The organism is Geodermatophilus obscurus DSM 43160 (genome assembly GCF_000025345.1).
Classification (GTDB): Bacteria; Actinomycetota; Actinomycetes; order Mycobacteriales; family Geodermatophilaceae; genus Geodermatophilus; species Geodermatophilus obscurus.
The window spans coordinates 5,306,927-5,322,497 of sequence record NC_013757.1 but is presented as its reverse complement, the minus strand read 5'-3'; the positions used below and the strand labels follow the sequence as shown (position 1 = coordinate 5,322,497).

The 15,571-nt window shown below is 74.6% G+C and carries 15 protein-coding genes; 8 read left to right on the top strand and 7 right to left on the bottom strand.

Annotated elements, in window-relative coordinates; translation table 11 throughout:
* The first annotated feature begins 280 nt into the window (after positions 1-280).
* The 8 genes from rpmH to GOBS_RS24950 all read left to right on the top strand — a co-directional run bounded on the left by rpmH (position 281) and on the right by GOBS_RS24950 (position 5,896).
* On the top strand, positions 281-418 hold the full coding sequence (gene rpmH / locus GOBS_RS24985) for a 50S ribosomal protein L34 (protein WP_012951046.1): 138 nt from the start codon (positions 281-283) through the stop codon (positions 416-418).
* A gap of 1 nt (position 419) precedes the next feature.
* Positions 420-803: a ribonuclease P protein component gene (gene rnpA / locus GOBS_RS24980; RefSeq protein ID WP_012951045.1), complete on the top strand. Its 384-nt coding sequence runs from the start codon at positions 420-422 to the stop codon at positions 801-803.
* Entirely contained in the window at positions 800-1,156 is a 357-nt protein-coding gene (yidD, locus tag GOBS_RS24975) for a membrane protein insertion efficiency factor YidD (protein ID WP_243697601.1), read from the top strand. Before rnpA ends, yidD begins: the two co-directional genes overlap by 4 nt.
* On the top strand, positions 1,149-2,306 hold the full coding sequence (gene yidC, locus GOBS_RS24970) for a membrane protein insertase YidC (RefSeq protein WP_012951043.1): 1,158 nt from the start codon (positions 1,149-1,151) through the stop codon (positions 2,304-2,306). Before yidD ends, yidC begins: the two co-directional genes overlap by 8 nt.
* A gap of 91 nt (positions 2,307-2,397) precedes the next feature.
* Positions 2,398-3,039 (top strand): Jag family protein, encoded by a 642-nt coding sequence (locus GOBS_RS24965; RefSeq protein WP_012951042.1) that lies wholly within the window; start codon positions 2,398-2,400, stop codon positions 3,037-3,039.
* On the top strand, positions 3,036-3,707 hold the full coding sequence (rsmG, locus tag GOBS_RS24960; RefSeq protein ID WP_012951041.1) for a 16S rRNA (guanine(527)-N(7))-methyltransferase RsmG: 672 nt from the start codon (positions 3,036-3,038) through the stop codon (positions 3,705-3,707). Before GOBS_RS24965 ends, rsmG begins: the two co-directional genes overlap by 4 nt.
* A gap of 72 nt (positions 3,708-3,779) precedes the next feature.
* Positions 3,780-4,856 carry a ParA family protein gene (locus GOBS_RS24955; RefSeq protein ID WP_012951040.1) on the top strand — a complete coding sequence of 359 codons (1,077 nt, stop codon included), beginning with the start codon at positions 3,780-3,782 and terminating at the stop codon, positions 4,854-4,856.
* Complete coding sequence (locus GOBS_RS24950; RefSeq protein ID WP_012951039.1) at positions 4,853-5,896, top strand: ParB/RepB/Spo0J family partition protein; 1,044 nt, start codon at positions 4,853-4,855, stop codon at positions 5,894-5,896. The genes GOBS_RS24955 and GOBS_RS24950 overlap by 4 nt, the downstream gene beginning before the upstream one ends.
* 180 nt (positions 5,897-6,076) lie before the next feature.
* Here the strand turns inward: GOBS_RS24950 and GOBS_RS24945 are convergent, their stop codons facing one another.
* The 7 genes from GOBS_RS24945 to murJ all read right to left on the bottom strand — a co-directional run bounded on the left by GOBS_RS24945 (position 6,077) and on the right by murJ (position 15,417).
* Positions 6,077-7,066 carry a D-alanine--D-alanine ligase family protein gene (locus GOBS_RS24945; RefSeq protein WP_012951038.1) on the bottom strand — a complete coding sequence of 330 codons (990 nt, stop codon included), beginning with the start codon at positions 7,064-7,066 and terminating at the stop codon, positions 6,077-6,079.
* A gap of 73 nt (positions 7,067-7,139) precedes the next feature.
* Positions 7,140-8,543, bottom strand: a complete 1,404-nt coding sequence (locus tag GOBS_RS24940; RefSeq protein ID WP_166487509.1) for an aminotransferase-like domain-containing protein — start codon at positions 8,541-8,543, stop codon at positions 7,140-7,142.
* Positions 8,544-8,710: 167 nt separating this feature from the next.
* The gene (locus GOBS_RS24935) at positions 8,711-9,808 is read right to left on the bottom strand and encodes an N-acetylmuramoyl-L-alanine amidase (RefSeq protein ID WP_243697600.1); all 1,098 of its coding nucleotides are present in this window, start codon (positions 9,806-9,808) and stop codon (positions 8,711-8,713) included.
* Between the two features lie 252 nt (positions 9,809-10,060).
* Positions 10,061-10,507 carry a thioredoxin gene (gene trxA / locus GOBS_RS24925; RefSeq protein ID WP_425557048.1) on the bottom strand — a complete coding sequence of 149 codons (447 nt, stop codon included), beginning with the start codon at positions 10,505-10,507 and terminating at the stop codon, positions 10,061-10,063.
* A gap of 33 nt (positions 10,508-10,540) precedes the next feature.
* Complete coding sequence (trxB, locus tag GOBS_RS24920; RefSeq protein WP_208104359.1) at positions 10,541-11,503, bottom strand: thioredoxin-disulfide reductase; 963 nt, start codon at positions 11,501-11,503, stop codon at positions 10,541-10,543.
* A gap of 234 nt (positions 11,504-11,737) precedes the next feature.
* Positions 11,738-13,372 (bottom strand): hypothetical protein, encoded by a 1,635-nt coding sequence (locus GOBS_RS24915; protein ID WP_012951033.1) that lies wholly within the window; start codon positions 13,370-13,372, stop codon positions 11,738-11,740.
* Positions 13,373-13,440: 68 nt separating this feature from the next.
* Positions 13,441-15,417 (bottom strand): murein biosynthesis integral membrane protein MurJ, encoded by a 1,977-nt coding sequence (murJ, locus tag GOBS_RS24910; protein WP_243697599.1) that lies wholly within the window; start codon positions 15,415-15,417, stop codon positions 13,441-13,443.
* Positions 15,418-15,571: the final 154 nt, after the last annotated feature.

Sequence of the window (15,571 nt, the reverse complement as noted above, 5' to 3'; positions counted from 1 at the left end):
CAGCCCCGTCCACAGCCCGGCAACGAGCCTGGCGCGAGCTGTCGGCGCGCCGCGTGGCGTGTCGCCCCGGGCGGGACGGCGCGGCACCGCCGCCCGCACGCGCGGATGGGAGACCCTGGGGAGTCCGCGTCCGGCCGGGCCGCCGGTCGTCGCGCTCCCTCGGCTATGCTGGGCCGAGATCCATGGACGGGAACCGGCTCGCGCCGTGTGCCCGTCCCTGTCGCGTGCGCCCACCTCCCGGTGGGCGCGCCCCGTCGATGTCGTGTCGTAGGAGTACCTCGTGAGCAAGCGCACGTTCCAGCCGAACAACCGTCGCCGGTCCAAGACCCACGGCTTCCGGCTGCGGATGCGCACCCGCGCGGGCCGGGCGATCGTCGCCGGCCGTCGGCGCAAGGGTCGCGAGAAGCTCTCCGCCTGAGGTGCTGCCCGCGCAGGCACGCCTGCGCCGGCGTCCGGATTTCACCGCGGTCGTCCGGTCCGGCAGGCGTGCCGGACGGCCGACCATGGTGCTCCACTACCTCCCCGAACGGCCCGTGACCCCGACCCCCGGCGATGCCGGGACGGTCGGTGGTCCACGGGCCGGCTTCGTGGTGGGCAAGACCGTGGGCAACTCCGTGGTGCGCCACCGCGTCACCCGGCGGCTGCGCGCGGTCGTGCTCGACCAGCTCGACCGGCTGCCGCCCACCGCGGACCTGGTGGTCCGCGCCCGGCCGGAGGCGGCCACGGCCACCTCGGTGGACCTGGCCCGCGACCTCTCCGCCGGGCTCGACCGCGTGCTCGAGCCCCGGGCCCGGACCCGGTGAGCGCCGACCCAGGCACCGAGGTCCCCGGTCGGCCGGCCGCCGAGCACCGCCGTCGTCCGGTGGCCCGGGCGATGCTGGCCGTCGTCGGCTTTTACCAGCGGGCGATCAGCCCGGCGCTCCCGCCACGGTGCCGCTTCCAGCCCACCTGCAGCGCCTACGCCGCCGAGGCGCTCGCCGTCCACGGCGCGGGGCGGGGCAGCTGGCTGGCGCTGTGCCGGCTGCTCAAGTGCGCGCCCTGGCACCCTGGTGGCCTCGACCTGGTGCCGCCCGCCCGCACACCCGAACCCGGAACCGCCCGACCCGTCCCGTCGGCACCCCGCCGGGCCCCGCAGGAGGAGTCCCCCCTTGCTTGACTGGCTGTACACCGCCATCTCGTGGGTCATGGCGCAGTGGCACGCGTTGTGGAGCCTCGCCTTCGACGACCCCGAAGCCGGGACCGGGCTGTCGGGCCTGACGTGGGCGCTGTCGATCGTCTTCCTCGTCGTGACCGTGCGGGTGATCCTCTTCCCGCTGTTCGTCAAGCAGGTCAAGTCCCAGCGGGCGATGCAGGAGCTCCAGCCGGAGATCGCACGGCTGCGCAAGCAGTACGGCAGCGACCGGCAGGGCTTCAGCGAGGCGATGCTCAAGATGCAGCGCGAGCGCGGGGTCAGCCCGCTGGCCGGCTGCCTGCCGATCCTGCCGCAGATCCCGATCTTCCTGTCGCTCTTCCACGTGCTGCGGCGGCTGGCCCCCGACGCGCAGGGCCTCTACAGCTGGAGTGCCGAGCTCACCGACGAGGCCGCGCGGGCGCCGTTCTTCGGTGCGCCGATCTCCTCCTCGTTCTTCATGAGCGGGTCGAAGGAGCAGGCGATCCTCGACATCACCGGCGGCTACGGCCAGATCCGGGTGGTCGCGTTCCTGCTCATCGTGATCATGAGCTTCACGACCTTCTTCACGCAGAAGCAGATCATGCGGCGCTCCGGCCCGGTCGAGGGTCAGGCCGCGATGGTGCAGAAGATGCTGCTCTACGTGATGCCGCTGGGCCTGTTCGTCTCCGGCTTCCTCTTCCCGATCGGCGTCCTCCTCTACTGGTTCACCAACAACCTGTGGACGCTGGGCCAGCAGTTCTTCATCCTGCGCAAGATGCCGCCGCCCGGCTCCGACGCCGCCAAGGCCAAGGCAGCCGCGGACAAGCCGGCCGTCGACCCGAAGGCGCTGGCCCCCCGGCCCGGCGCCAAGCCGGTCCGCCCGAAGAGCGGCCGCACCGCCCCGGCCTCCACGGTCGAGGTGGCCAACCCGACCGGTGACACCGCGGCCGACACTCCTGCGCCCGGCACCCCTGCGGACGACGGCGCGGCCACCCCCACCGGTGCCAGCCCCACCGGTGCCACCGCCGCCGGTGCCACCGCTGCCGGCTCCGACGGCCCGTCGTCGCCCGCCCGCCCGTCGGGCGGGCGCCCGCGGAGCGGTGCAGGTCGCGGCAGCCAGGGACCGGCCAACCGCGGCAAGCGCAAGCGCCGCTGACCCGGCGCGCGGGGTCCCCGTCGGGCGCCCGCGCCGGCCACCGACCACCGGGGCTGACCCCGGACGCCCGCACCCACTCGGAGGACACGCCATGAGCGCCCCACAGCACCCCACCGAGCCGGCCGGTCTCACCAGTGAGGCCACCTCCGGCGCGGTCCTGAGCCCGGTGCCCGCCGACGGCGGGGTCCCGGCGCAGCCGGACCTGCCCGACCCCGACGACGACGGCGCGGACTCCGCTATCGAGCCGGCGGACGTGGTCGACGACGACGGCGCCGACCTGCTGGTCCGTGAGGGCGACGTCGCCGGTGACTACCTGGAGCGGCTGCTCGACATCCTCGACGTGGACGGCGACATCGACCTCGACGTCGAGGGCGACCGGGCGTCGGTGGCGATCGTCGGCGGCGACCTCGCGGACCTGGTGGGTACCGACGGTGCGGTCCTCGAGGCGCTGCAGGAGCTCACCCGGCTCGCCGTCGCCCAGTCCACCGGCGTGCGCAGCCGGCTGATGCTCGACATCAGCGGCTTCCGTGCCCGGCGCCGGGCCGACCTGACCTCGCTGGCCGCCGAGACGGCCCGCCGGGTCGCGTCCAGCGGGCAGCCGGAGCGGCTCTCGGCGATGAACCCGTTCGAGCGCAAGGTCGTGCACGACGTCATCGCCGGGATCTCCGGCGTGCACAGCGAGTCGGAGGGCGAGGAGCCCAACCGTCGCGTCGTGGTGCTGCCGGATCGGTGACCGAGCCCGCCTCGCCTGACACAGGCGCCCCGGCCGTCCCACCGGCCCCGGAGGTCGCCCGGTCGGTGTTCGGGCCCGGGCTCGGCGACGCCGAGCGCTACGTCGCCCGGCTGGCCACCGACGGCGTCACCCGTGGGCTGATCGGCCCGCGGGAGGTGCCCCGGCTGTGGGAGCGACACATCCTCAACAGCGCCGCCGTCGCCGACGCCGTCCCGCCCGGGGCCCGGGTGGTGGACGTCGGCAGCGGCGCCGGGCTGCCCGGCATCCCGCTGGCGCTGGCCCGGCCGGACCTCCGGCTGACCCTCGTCGAGCCGATGGCCCGACGGGTGGAGTTCCTCGAGGAGGTCGTCGCCGAGCTCGGCGCCCCCTGGCGGGTCGTCCGCGGCCGGGCCGAGGAGCGCTCGGTGCGCGCCGCGGTGGGGCCGGTGGACGTCGTCACGGCGCGGGCGGTCGCCGCGCTCCCCCGGCTGGTGTCCTGGTGTCGCGGGCTGCTGCGCCCGGGCGCCCAGCTCGTCGCCCTCGTCGGGTCCCGCGCGGTGGAGGAGCTGCCGTCCCTGGTGCCTGAACTGGAGGCGGCCGGGATGCGCGACGTCCACGCGCGGGCTGTCGGCGCAGGGCTGGGAGAGGCTGCCACTACCGTGGTGGTCATGACGCGTGGAGCGCGGTGACCGTTCCACGTGGAACCCGTACGACTTCCCGCGTCCGTTCCACGTGAAACGGACCGGCAGGAAGGACCTGAGATGACCGACCCGGGCCAGCGGCTGCGGAGCAGTCTCACGGCCGAGCAGTCGGCCTCTGCCGTCGAGTTCGACAGCCCCATCGCCATGGAGGCCCTGCGGGCCACCCAGGTCCTGCACGCCGCCGACCAGGAGCCGTTCCCGGTGCCGGGGCGCATCCGGGTCATCACCATCGCCAACCAGAAGGGCGGCGTCGGCAAGACCACGTCGTCGGTGAACCTCGGCGTCGCGTTGGCGCTGTACGGGCTGCGGACGCTGGTCATCGACCTCGACCCGCAGGGGAACACCAGCACGGCGCTCGGCGTCCCGCACAGCGTCGGGACCCCGTCGGTCTACGACGCCCTGGTCGGCGACAGCTCGCTGGCCGAGGTCGTCCACCCGACGACGGCCACGCCGCTGCTCTCCTGCGTGCCGGCGACCATCGACCTGGCCGGCGCGGAGATCGAGCTCGTCTCCGTCGTCGCACGCGAGTACCGGCTGCGCCGGGCGATCGAGACCCATCTGCAGGAGCTCCCGCCGGAACAGCGCCCGCACTACGTGCTCATCGACTGCCCGCCGTCCCTGGGGCTGCTCACGCTCAACGCCCTCGTGGCCGGCGACGAGGTGCTCATCCCCATCCAGTGCGAGTACTACGCGCTCGAGGGTCTGGGTCAGCTGCTCAACAACATCGACCTCGTCCGCCGGCACCTCAACCCGGGGATCGCCGTCCGGACCATCCTGCTGACGATGTACGACGGGCGGACGAAGCTCGCCGACCAGGTCGCCGAGGAGGTGCGCAACCACTTCGGCAGCCTCGTGCTGGACGCCGTCATCCCACGGAACGTGCGAGTCTCGGAAGCTCCCGGCTACGGCCAGTCGGTGGTCACCTACGACCCCGGCTCCCGCGGCTCGACCAGCTACGTCGAGGCCGCCCGTGAGCTCGCGCACCGGGGCGTCGCGCTGCCGCCGCTGCCCTCGCGCCCGACCCCGGGCTCCCCCGTCGCCGCTCCAGTGGGCTCCGCAACCGATGTCGTGGCGTTCCCCGACACCGACGCGGCCACCGTCCCCGTCCCCCCGTCCTCTGAGGAGAACAAGGCATGAGCAAGCGTGGCGGTCTGGGCCGGGGGCTGGCGGCGCTGATCCCCACCAGCGCGCCGGACGACGAGCAGCCCACCCTGCCCGGCGCCGAGACGGAGCCCGCTGGTCAGGGCGCTGGTGCGGACGCCGCACCGGCTGCGCCGGCCGGTCCGCCGGTCCACCTGCTCCCGCCGGCCGCCCAGGCCGCGGCGACGGTGGCCGCGCAGGCCGAGGCGGCCGTCGGCGTCCCCGGCGCGCAGCTGCGCGAGGTCGCGGTGGTCGACGTCGTCCCCAACCCCAAGCAGCCCCGCCAGGTCTTCGACGACGAGGCGCTGGAGGAGCTCACGTACTCCGTGCGCGAGTTCGGCCTGCTGCAGCCCATCGTCGTGCGCGAGCGCGCAGAGGGCGGCTACGAGCTCATCATGGGCGAGCGCCGGCTGCGTGCCGCCCGCGCCGCCGACCTCAAGTTCGTGCCGGCCATCATCCGGGACACCACCGACGACGCCCTGCTGCGCGACGCCCTGCTGGAGAACATCCACCGGGTCCAGCTCAACCCTCTGGAGGAGGCCGCGGCCTACCAGCAGCTGCTGGAGGAGTTCGGCGCCACCCACGAAGAGCTGGCCGGCAAGATCGGCCGCTCCCGCTCGCAGGTCACCAACACCATCCGGCTGCTCAAGCTGCCGGTGAAGGTGCAGACCCGGGTCGCCGCAGGCATCATCTCCGCCGGCCACGCCCGGGCGCTGCTCGGTCTGCCGGACGCCGGGAAGCAGGAGGCGCTGGCCGCGCGCATCGTCGCCGAGGGCATGTCGGTGCGGGCCACCGAGGAGGCCGTCGCGCTGGCCGTCGCCGAGGAGCCGGCGGCCAAGCGCCGGCCGCGGAAATTCAACGCGCCGGGCGTCGAGGACCTCGCCGGGCGCCTCTCGGACACCTTCGAGACCAAGGTCAAGATCCAGATCGGCCGGGCGAAGGGGCGCATCGTCGTCGAGTTCGGATCGGTCGACGACCTGCAGCGCATCATCGGCCAGATGGCCCCGGACATCACCGGACGCCGTCCCGAGGAGTGATCTACCCGCCGAGGACCCGTTCCGTCACGGACGGAACGGGTCCTCGGCGGGTAGCGACTGGCGTGGCCCTCCTGCCGGCACAAGGACCCCGTCCTCCTCACCGCTCGCACGCTCGCGGCGAGCCTCCGGACGGGGCCTGGCGCGAGCCTGCGAGTGGCGGGGGGCAGGAGGGCCCTTCCGTCAGCGAGTGGTGGAGGCCCGCCGGGTCAGCAGCCCGGCGAGGACGTCGCCCAGCGAGGAGCCGGACGCCTCGACGGCCATCGGGAACATCGAGGTGCGGGTCAGCCCGGGCGAGACGTTCACCTCGAGGAAGTGCACCTCGCCGTCCGGGCCGACGATCGCGTCGGTGCGGGAGAGGTCGGCGAGGCCGAGGGCCCGGTGCACCTGGACGGCGAGCTCTGCGGCCTTCCCGGCCACCTCGTCGGAGACGCGGGCCGGTGCGTGGTACTCGGTGAGGCCGGGCGTGTAGCGGGAGGTGTAGTCGAACACCCCCGACTCCGGGGCGATCTCCACCGCCGGGAGCGCCTGCGGGCCCTCGCCGAGGTCCACCACGGACAGCGCCAGCTCCACGCCGTCCACGAAGCGCTCCACCATGACCGTGTCGCCGTAGGCGAAGCAGCTGACCATCGCGGCCGGCAGGTCCTCGACCCGGCTGACCTTCTGCACGCCCAGCGCGGAGCCGCCCGAGGCGGGCTTGACCATGAGTGGCAGGCCGAGGCGGGCGACGATGAGGTCCAGCACCGCACCGGCGCCCAGCTCCCGGAAGGTGCTGTGCGGCAGGGCCACCCAGTCCGGCGTGGTGACGCCGGCGGAGCGGACGACGGACTTCGCGGCCGGCTTGTCCCAGGCCAGCCGGCAGGACGCCGCCGGGGAGCCGACGTAGGGGACGCCGGCCAGGTCCAGGACCGCCCGCAGCGCGCCGTCCTCGCCCGTGGCGCCGTGCAGGGCGATGAAGACGGCGTCCGCGGGGGCGGCGGCGAGCCCGGGCAGCAGCTCGGCGTCGGCGTCACGCAGCTCGGCCTCCACGCCGGCGCGGGCGAGCTCCTCGGCCACCTGGGTGCCGGAGGAGAGGCTGACCTCCCGCTCGACGTTCAGCCCACCGGCCAGGACGACGGCGCGCAGCGCGTGCGGCGCGGCCTCCGACTCGGTCGCGGGTGCGGGCTCGGTCACTTCGGCTCCTCGCTGGCGCTCGTCGCCTTCGTGACCGGCGGTGCTGTGTCTCTCGATGACCTCGGGAACTCGGTCATCTGAGGTCCTCGTATCGGTCGCTGTTGGCCGGGCCGACGATGCCCTCGACACCTCGCCCGGTCGGACTCTGCGGCCCGGACACGGCCCGGAAGGTGCCGGTGTCCACGCCGTCGAAGGTGGAGTGCAGGTCCAGCTCGGCCTCGATGACGCGGGCCAGCCGGCGCACCCCCTCGCGGATCTGGTCCGGCTCGGGGTAGCAGTAGGACAGCCGCATGTACTCCTGGCCCGCCCCGTCGGCGTAGAAGCCGATGCCGGGCACGTAGGCCACGTGCGCGTTGACCGCGCGGGGCTGCATGAGCTTGGCGTCGAGCCCGTGGGGCAGCTTCAGCCACACGTAGAAGCCGCCGTCCGGCCGCGTCCACGTCGTGCCCGCCGGCATGAGCGCCTCGAGCGACTCGAGGGTGGCGTCGCGCCGCTCCCGGTACAGCTCGACGAAGTGCTTGATCTGCTCGCGCCACGGCTGGGTGTCCAGGTAGCGCGCGACGGCGTACTGGGTGAGCGAGGGCGGGCAGAGCACCTGCGCCTCGGTGGCCAGCACCAGCTTCTCGCGGACGGCGAGCGGGGCGAGCACCCAGCCCACCCGCAGGCCCGGCGAGAACGTCTTGGAGAACGAGCCCAGGTAGATGACCCGGCGGTCGTCGCGGGCCCGCAGGGCGCGCATCGGCTCGCGGTCGAAGCCCAGCAGTCCGTAGGGGTTGTCCTCGATGACCAGCAGGTCGTAGCGGTCGGCGATCTCCATGACCGCCTGGCGGCGCGGCTCGGACAGGGTCACGCCGGCCGGGTTGTGGTAGTTCGGCACCGTGTAGAGGAACTTCACCCGGTCGCCGGCGGCTCGGCACTCGATGAGCGCCTGCTCCAGCGCCTCGGGGATCAGCCCGTCGTCGTCCATGGGGACGTGCTTCACGCGGGCCTCGGCGGCCTGGAAGACGCCCAGGGCGCCGACGTAGGACGGACCCTCGGCGAGGACGACGTCCCCCGGGTCGACGAAGACCCGGGTCACCAGGTCCAGCCCCTGCTGGGAGCCGACGGTGACGACGACCTCGCTGGGCGAGGCGTCGGTGATGCCCTCCAGGGCCATGACGTCGCAGATCCGCTCGCGCAGCCGCGGGTCGCCCTGACCCGAGCCGTACTGCAGCGTCTGCGCGCCCATCCCGGACACCAGCTCGCCGATCATCGAGCCGACCGCGTCCAGCGGCAGCGCGGTGACCGCGGGCATCCCGCCGGCCAGCGAGACGACCTCGGGGCGGCTGACGACGGAGAAGAGCGCACGGATCTCCGAGGCCTTCATCCCGTGCGTGCGTGCTGCGTACCGGTCCGCCAGCGGGTCCAGCCGCGGATGCCGCGGAGCGGGGTGGTGCACACCGGGGCCCGGGGGTGTTCCGGGCTGGAGATCGGCCACATCCCGAGTGTAGGGAGGGGATGAGCGCACCCCGCCGCGGACACGGCGAGCGGACGGACTGGTCCCGTCCCGACTGTCACATCCGTCGCGGCATCCGGCGAGATCGCCGATCCCGCACGCGTGCGGGGCCTGGACCGAGCGAGATCGACGATCTCGCCGCTGATCGGTCAGGTGCGCCCGGGCAGCACGAAGGTGCCGGTGGGCGGGTCGGCCTCGGCGGGCAGGAACAGCCGCTGGACGGCGGCGAGGACGGCGCTGGCGACGGTGCTGCGCAGCCGGGCGTCGAGCAGCAGCAGCCGGTCGACCGGATGGGACAGGTACCCGCAGTCGAGCCGGACGGCGGGCATCCGGCTCGTCCGCAGCAGGTCCCAGGTCTTGGGGTGGGAGCCCAGGTCGAGCATGCCGGTGCGGGCCACCACCTCGCGGCGCACCAGGTTGGCGAACTGCTCCCCCACGGTCGACGAGGCCCCCGAGCCGGTGCCGTAGTAGTAGCTGGCCACCCCGCGGGCGTGCTCGGAGCTGTGCGCGTCGGTGTGCAGCGAGAGGAACAGGTCGGCGCGCGCGTGGTTGGCGAACGCCGTCCGTTCGGTCGGACTGGGGTCCTGGTGGCGACCGCGGGTCAGGTAGACCGTGGCGCCGGCCGCGGCGAGCCGGCCCTCGATGCGCGAGGCGAGGTCGAGCACCAGGTCGGCCTCGGTGGTCTCCCCCGCGGTGAAGCCGGTGTCGGTGCCGCCGTGGCCGGGGTCGACGACGATGCGCCGGCCGATCAGGTGCGGGCCGCTCTCGACGAAGCTGGCGCTCTGCCGCAGCAGCTGCGGCCGCCCCCCGGTGACCTTGCGGCCGAGCTGACGGAGCGCGCGGAGGGTGGCCGGCCCGCAGGTGCCGTCGGAGGTCAGGCCGTAGTCGCGCTGGAACGCCCGCAGCCCGGCCTCGGTCTCCGGGCCGAAGACGCCGTCGACCGGGCCGGCGTCGTAGCCGAGCTCGTGCAGCCGGTCCTGCAGGTTGGTGACGTCGTCCCCGCGCATGGGCCGGACCGGGTCGTGGTGCAGCAGCCGGTCGCCGAGCGACCAGCGGGCCTCGGACAGGGCGCGGTAGGTCTCCTCGCCGACGCGGCCGTCGACGGTGAGCCCGCGCACCTGCTGGAAGTGGCGGACGGCGAGCTCGGTGGCCGGGTCGTAGGCCGCCTCGTCCAGCGACGCCTCCTCCGCGGACCCCGCTGCCGGCAGGAGGGTGAGGGCGCGCAGGGCGGCGTGCACGTCGGCCACGGCATGGCCACGGTCCCCCGGGCCCAAGGGCTGCATGCTGCTGTCGGTTCCCATCGTGGTCGATTGTGGTCCCCGGGCCGACTCCCGGCCCGCTGGGCCCCCCGACGTGCGAGGGCCTCCCCCGCCAGTGGCGGAGGAGGCCCTCAGGTGACGTACTGGAACGGCCACCTCCAGGAACCCGCGCCGAGCCCACGAGGGAGGACCTCGTCCTCCTCCCCCCTCGCACGCTCGGGGCGAGCCTCGGGACGAGGCCTACAGGTAGTCGGCGAGGTCGGAGAGGATCGCGCCCTTCGGCTTGGCGCCGATGATGCTCTTCACCGGCTTGCCGCCCTGGAACACCGTCATGGTCGGGATCGACATGACCTGGTAGTCGCGGGCGATCTGCGGGTTCTCGTCGATGTTGAGCTTGGCGATGGTGAGCTTGTCGGCGTGCTCGGCGGCGATCTCCTCGAGGACCGGGGCGACCATCTTGCACGGCCCGCACCACTCGGCCCAGAAGTCGACGAGGACGGGCTTGTCGCTGCCCAGCACGTCGTCTGCGAAGGTCGCGTCGGTGACCGTCACGGTGTTGCCTGCCATGGTCGTTCTCCTCGTGGCTCGTGGACGGTCGGAGCGCAGGGGCTCCGACCAGGTTGATCTGTCAAGGACAACCCGGGGAACGGCGGGTGTATGCCCGCTGGAAGGACCCCCTGCCCCCACCGCGAGCGTGCGAGCGGTGGGGGCAGGGGGTCCTCAGCGCTCGCCGAAGGTGACCGCCAGCCAGCGCTCGGCGTCGATGGCGGCCGCGGCGCCGGTGCCGGCCGAGGTGATGGCCTGCCGGTAGATGTGGTCGACGACGTCACCGCAGGCGAAGACGCCCTCGATGTTGGTCCGGGTGGTCGGGTGCTCGACCTGCACGTAGCCCTCGTCGTCCAGCTTGAGCTGGCCGACGAACAGCTCGCTGCGCGGGTCGTGGCCGATAGCCACGAAGACACCGGAGACCGGCAGCTCCTCGGTGGTGCCGGTGCCGACGTCGGTCAGCCGGACGCCGGAGACGGTCTGGTCGCCCAGGACGTCGGTGACCTGCTTGCCGAGCGCCCAGCGGATCTTCTCGTTCTCCTGCGCCCGCTTCTGCATGATCTTGGAGGCGCGCAGCTCCTCCCGCCGGTGGACGACGGTCACCGTCTTGGCGAAGCGGGTGAGGAAGGTGGCCTCCTCCATCGCCGAGTCGCCGCCACCGACCACGACGATGTCCTGGTCGCGGAAGAAGAAGCCGTCGCAGGTGGCGCAGGCCGAGACGCCACGGCCGAGCAGCCGGGCCTCGTTGTCCAGGCCGAGGTACCGGTACTTCGAGCCGGTGGCGACGATGACGGCGTGCGCGCGGTGCACCTCGTCGCCCACCTTGACGATCTTCGGCTCGGCGGTGAGGTCGACCTCGCTGACGTCGCGGGCGACCAGCTCGGCGCCGAAGCGCTCGGCCTGCGTGCGCATGTCGTCCATGAGCTGGGGGCCCTGCACGCCCTCGGCGAAGCCGGGGAAGTTCTCGACCTCGGTCGTGGTCATCAACGCGCCGCCGAACTGCGAGCCCTCGAACACCAGCGGGTGGAGGTTCGCGCGGGCGGCGTAGATCGCGGCCGTGTACCCGGCCGGGCCCGACCCGATGATGATCAGGTCACGGACGCCGTCGTGCTCGGCGGGCGGGATGGCGGGCTCCACGTGCTCCTCCGTCACCGCGGGGCCTGGGGTCGGGTGGTTCGTCGTCACGCGCGGCACAACGAGGATCGTAGGTCCCGCATTCCCTGGTCAACGGCCCCGCAGGCAGGGTGTCGATCACCCCGCCGGCCCCGTCCCGGCCCTGTCCAGAGGCTCGCCGCGAGCCTGGTGACGGACTGGAACGGCCACCCTTCAGGGACCCGGGCCGAGTGTGCGAGGGGGGAGGATGGTCCTTCCTCAGCTCGCCGGCGTGAGGGTGACCTCGGCGACCTCGGCGGAGAAGCCGCCGTCCGAGGGCGCCAGCCCGGTCAGCCACAGCAGCACGTAGCGGGTGGTCACCGGCTCGTCGAAGGACAGCTCCGCCGAGTCGCCGAGCTCGCCGTCGGCGACCAGGTCGTAGGAGTCCAGGTCGCCCTCGGCCCGGTCGCCGACCCGCACCTCGACCGTGGCGCCGGCGGTGCCACTGACGCCGAGGCCGGCCAGGGCCTGCTCGGAGCCGAGGTCGTAGACGATGCCGATCCCGTCCTTGAGGTTGCCGAACGCCGGCGACCCCCGGTAGGTGACCGTCGACCAGGCGGTGGCCGGGTCGCCGTCGAAGGACAGCGGGACCTCGTCGGGGTTGTCCGGGTCGCCGTCGCCGAACGGGTCGTACACGCTCGCGCCGGTGATGGTCAGCGCCGGGCTGTCGCCGGGGGCGGGCGTCTCCTCGGCGGGGGGCGCGCTCGTCGCCGGCGCGCTCGGCACGGGGGACCGGTCGGTGGCGACGTCGTCGGGCGAGATGAGGTTGCCCAGGTAGACCGCCAGTGCGATCACCACGACCAGCGCTGCCAGCGGCAGGCCCACGACGAGCAGCCGTCGCCGTCCCGCCTGCGCGGCCTCGTCCTCCCGCAGGTCCTCGTCGGGGTCGTCCCCGCGGCCCGGACCGGTCGACAGCGGCAGCAGGTCGTCGTCCTCGTCGTCCTCGTACCGCCGGCCGGGGACGGGCGGCAGCCCGCGGGCCTGCGGCGGCGGGAACGCGGTGCCGGAGGCGTCCCGGGTCGGTGCGGGGTCGACCGCCACGTCGTCCCCGGAGCCCTCGCCGCGGTCCTCCTCGCGGCGCTCGCGCAGCCGGCGCAGCCACCCGCTGTCCGACTCGTCCGGGGCGCGCCCCGGATCGGCGGTGTGCCCGGTGCGGGGGCGCTCGGCCAGCAGCGCGGCCATCGCGGCGACGCTGGAGAGCCCGGCGCCGGGCTCGGTGGAGCGGGCGCGGCGCACGAGCGCGGCGAGGTCCGGCGGCATCCCCGGCGTCCGGCCGGCGGGGGCCGTGCCCGGGCGGCGGCCGGTGAGGCAGTACTCCAGCAGCTCCCCGAGGGCGGCGACGTCGCCCTGGACGGTGCCGCTGGCGGCCGGCACCGAGCGCAGTCCGACCATGCCGTTGGGCCGCAGGACGACGGTCTCCGGGGTGAGCCCCCCGACGGCCAGCCCGACCTGGTGGGCCGCGGCGACGCCCTCGGCGAGCCGGCGCAGCACGGTGCGCGCCTCCCGCTCGGGCATCGGGCCCTCGGCCAGGCGCTCGGCGAGGGTGCGCCCCTCGATCCACTCGTTGACGACGTAGGCCGCACCGCCCGGCGCCTGCGCGTCGCCGTTGCCCTCCGCGGCGTCGTAGACCATCGCCAGCGCGGGCGTCGCCAGCCCCCCGGCGGTCAGCGCGCGGGTGATCCACTCGCGGGCGGCCGGCCCGCCGGGGGTGTGCACCCGGATGGCCACGTCGCGGTTGAGGATCCGGTCCTTGGCCCGCCAGCAGTGGATGACCCCGGTCGCGGTGGTCTCGGTCGGGCCGACCTCGTCCAGCGGGCGGTAGCGGTCGGGGAGCCCGGTGGTCGTGGACGTCATCGGTGCGCCCGGCCCCCCGTCCCCTCCCGGCCGGCGGCTCGGTTGCCCCGGCGGCGGCGCCACGCTGCTCACCCGCGCCGCCCCAGCCGGGCCCGGACAGCTGCCAGGGGTTCCCGGACCTCGGGGGCGCGGGCGACCACGAGCCCGACCAGGGTCGCGACGCCGATGACCACGGTACCCAGCAGCACGGTGCCGAGCGAGCCTGCCACCGATGCAGCCAGCGCGCCATCGGCCAGGGACACCGCGAGCCAGCCGAGCAGGCCCGCGGCGACCGCGACCGCGGCGGTGCGCAGCACCGGGAGCAGCGTCGCCCGGGTCTCCAGCACCCTGAGCCGGCGGCGCAGCACGACGTGGCCGAGCACCCAGCCGGCCACGTAGGTGAGGCTGGTGACCAGCATCAGGCCGGCCACCACCCGCTCCTCGGACACCAGGACCGGGACGAGCAGCAGCAGCGGCACCCGGACGGCGACCATGCCCACCTGGAGGAGCGTGGGGGTCCGGGCGTCCTTCATGGCGTAGAAGACCCGCAGCTGCAGCAGGGTCACCGCCATCGGCAGCAACCCGAAGGCGCCGACGGCGAGCGCGATGCCGATGGCCCGGGCGTCGTCGACGCCGGTGTTGCCGCGCCCGAAGGCCACCACCGCCAGCGGCGGGCCCAGCACGGTCAGCGCCGCGCTGACCGGCAGCAGCCCGAGCGCGGACAGCCGGGTGCCGAGGGAGAGGTCGCGCACCACGCCGGGGACGTCGGAGCGGGCGGCGGCCCGGCTCATCCGCGGCACCAGCGCGGTCAGCAGGGCGACGCCGATGATCCCGTAGGGCATCTGGAACAGCAGGCTGGCGTTGGCGAAGCCGATCGAGCCCAGCCCGCCCTCGCGGCCGGCGGCGTTGGCGATCCGGGTGGCCACGACGACGCCGACCTGGCTGATCGCGACGTAGCCGACCATCCAGAGGCCGAGCGTGCCCGCCTCGCCCAGCCCGGTGTCGCGCAGCCCCCAGCGGGGGCGCAGCGGGACGCCCGCCCGGCGCAGCAGCGGCAGCAGCACCAGCGCCTGCACGGCGATGCCCAGCGTGGTGCCGACGCCGAGCAGCCAGACCTGGGTGTCGGTGATGGTCAGCGGGGTGAGGTCGCCGGGGCCGCTCGCGGCGACGAAGAGCACGCCGGTGACGATGACGACCACGTTGTTGAGCACCGGCGCCCAGGCCGGCGGGCCGAACACCCCGCGCGAGTTGAGGATCGCCTGCGCCAGCGCGCCGATGCCGTAGAAGACGATCTCCACGAGCAGGATCCGGGCCAGCCAGGTGGCCAGCCGGTGCTGCGCGGGGTCGTCGTCGAGGCCGTACAGCGAGGTCAGCAGCGGTGCGGCCAGCACGGCCAGCCCGGTGACGACGACGAGCCCGGCGATCGCGACCGTGGCCAGCCGCTGGGCGTAGGCGGCGCCGCCGTCGTCGTCCCGCTCCTGGGCGCGGACGAGCAGCGGGACGACGACCGAGGTGAGCACGCCGCCGAGCAGCAGCTCGTAGACGATGTTGGGCAGCGTGTTCGAGGTGTTGTAGGCGTCGCCGACCAGGCCGACGCCGAGCGCCGCGGTCAGCACCATCGTGCGCAGCAGCCCGGTGATGCGGGAGACCAGCGTCGCCACCGCCATCGTGCCGGCGGCCCGCAGGATGCCGCGGCTGGCGCCGGGACGGCCCTCGCGGGCCTCGACCTCCTCCTCGGTCTCGTCCACCGGGCGTGGCACCGCGGGCAGGACCGGGATCAGCTGGGTGTCGTCGGGCCCCGGCACCCACCGCGAGGTGCGGCGCGGCGGCGGCACCGGCGGCAGGTCGCGGACGCGCGGCGCCGGTGGTGGGACCGGCGGCAGCGGCCGGCCGCCCGGCGGCGCCTGGGGGTAGGGCGGCGGGGGCAGCGGCAGGCCCCTCGGGGTCCCCGGACCGGCCACGGACGGCGGCTCCTGGCGTGCCCGCTCGCCCGGCCGGGAGGCCGGGGGACGGTCCTCGGCGTCCCGGCGGGTGGCAGGGAGTGGCGGCACGGGGGGCAGCGGCACGGGGGGCAGCGGACGGTGCTGCCGCTCCCCCAAGGGACGGTCGGTCACGAGCCCCCCTCGCCGGCGCCGGGGCAGCCCGCGACCGGAGGTGCCGTGGTCACCGGTGAGCTCGCGCGCTCGCTCACGGGTCCGCCTCGTCGGCGCTCGTCGGCCG

What these genes read in the sequence shown, in the direction of transcription:
- GOBS_RS24915 (WP_012951033.1), bottom strand. Translation starts at nt 13,372, where the DNA reads ATGACGTCCACGACCACCGGGCTCCCCGACCGCTACCGCCCGCTGGAC.
- GOBS_RS24950 (WP_012951039.1), top strand. Translation starts at nt 4,853, where the DNA reads ATGAGCAAGCGTGGCGGTCTGGGCCGGGGGCTGGCGGCGCTGATCCCC.
- GOBS_RS24965 (WP_012951042.1), top strand. Translation starts at nt 2,398, where the DNA reads ATGAGCGCCCCACAGCACCCCACCGAGCCGGCCGGTCTCACCAGTGAG.
- GOBS_RS24955 (WP_012951040.1), top strand. Translation starts at nt 3,780, where the DNA reads ATGACCGACCCGGGCCAGCGGCTGCGGAGCAGTCTCACGGCCGAGCAG.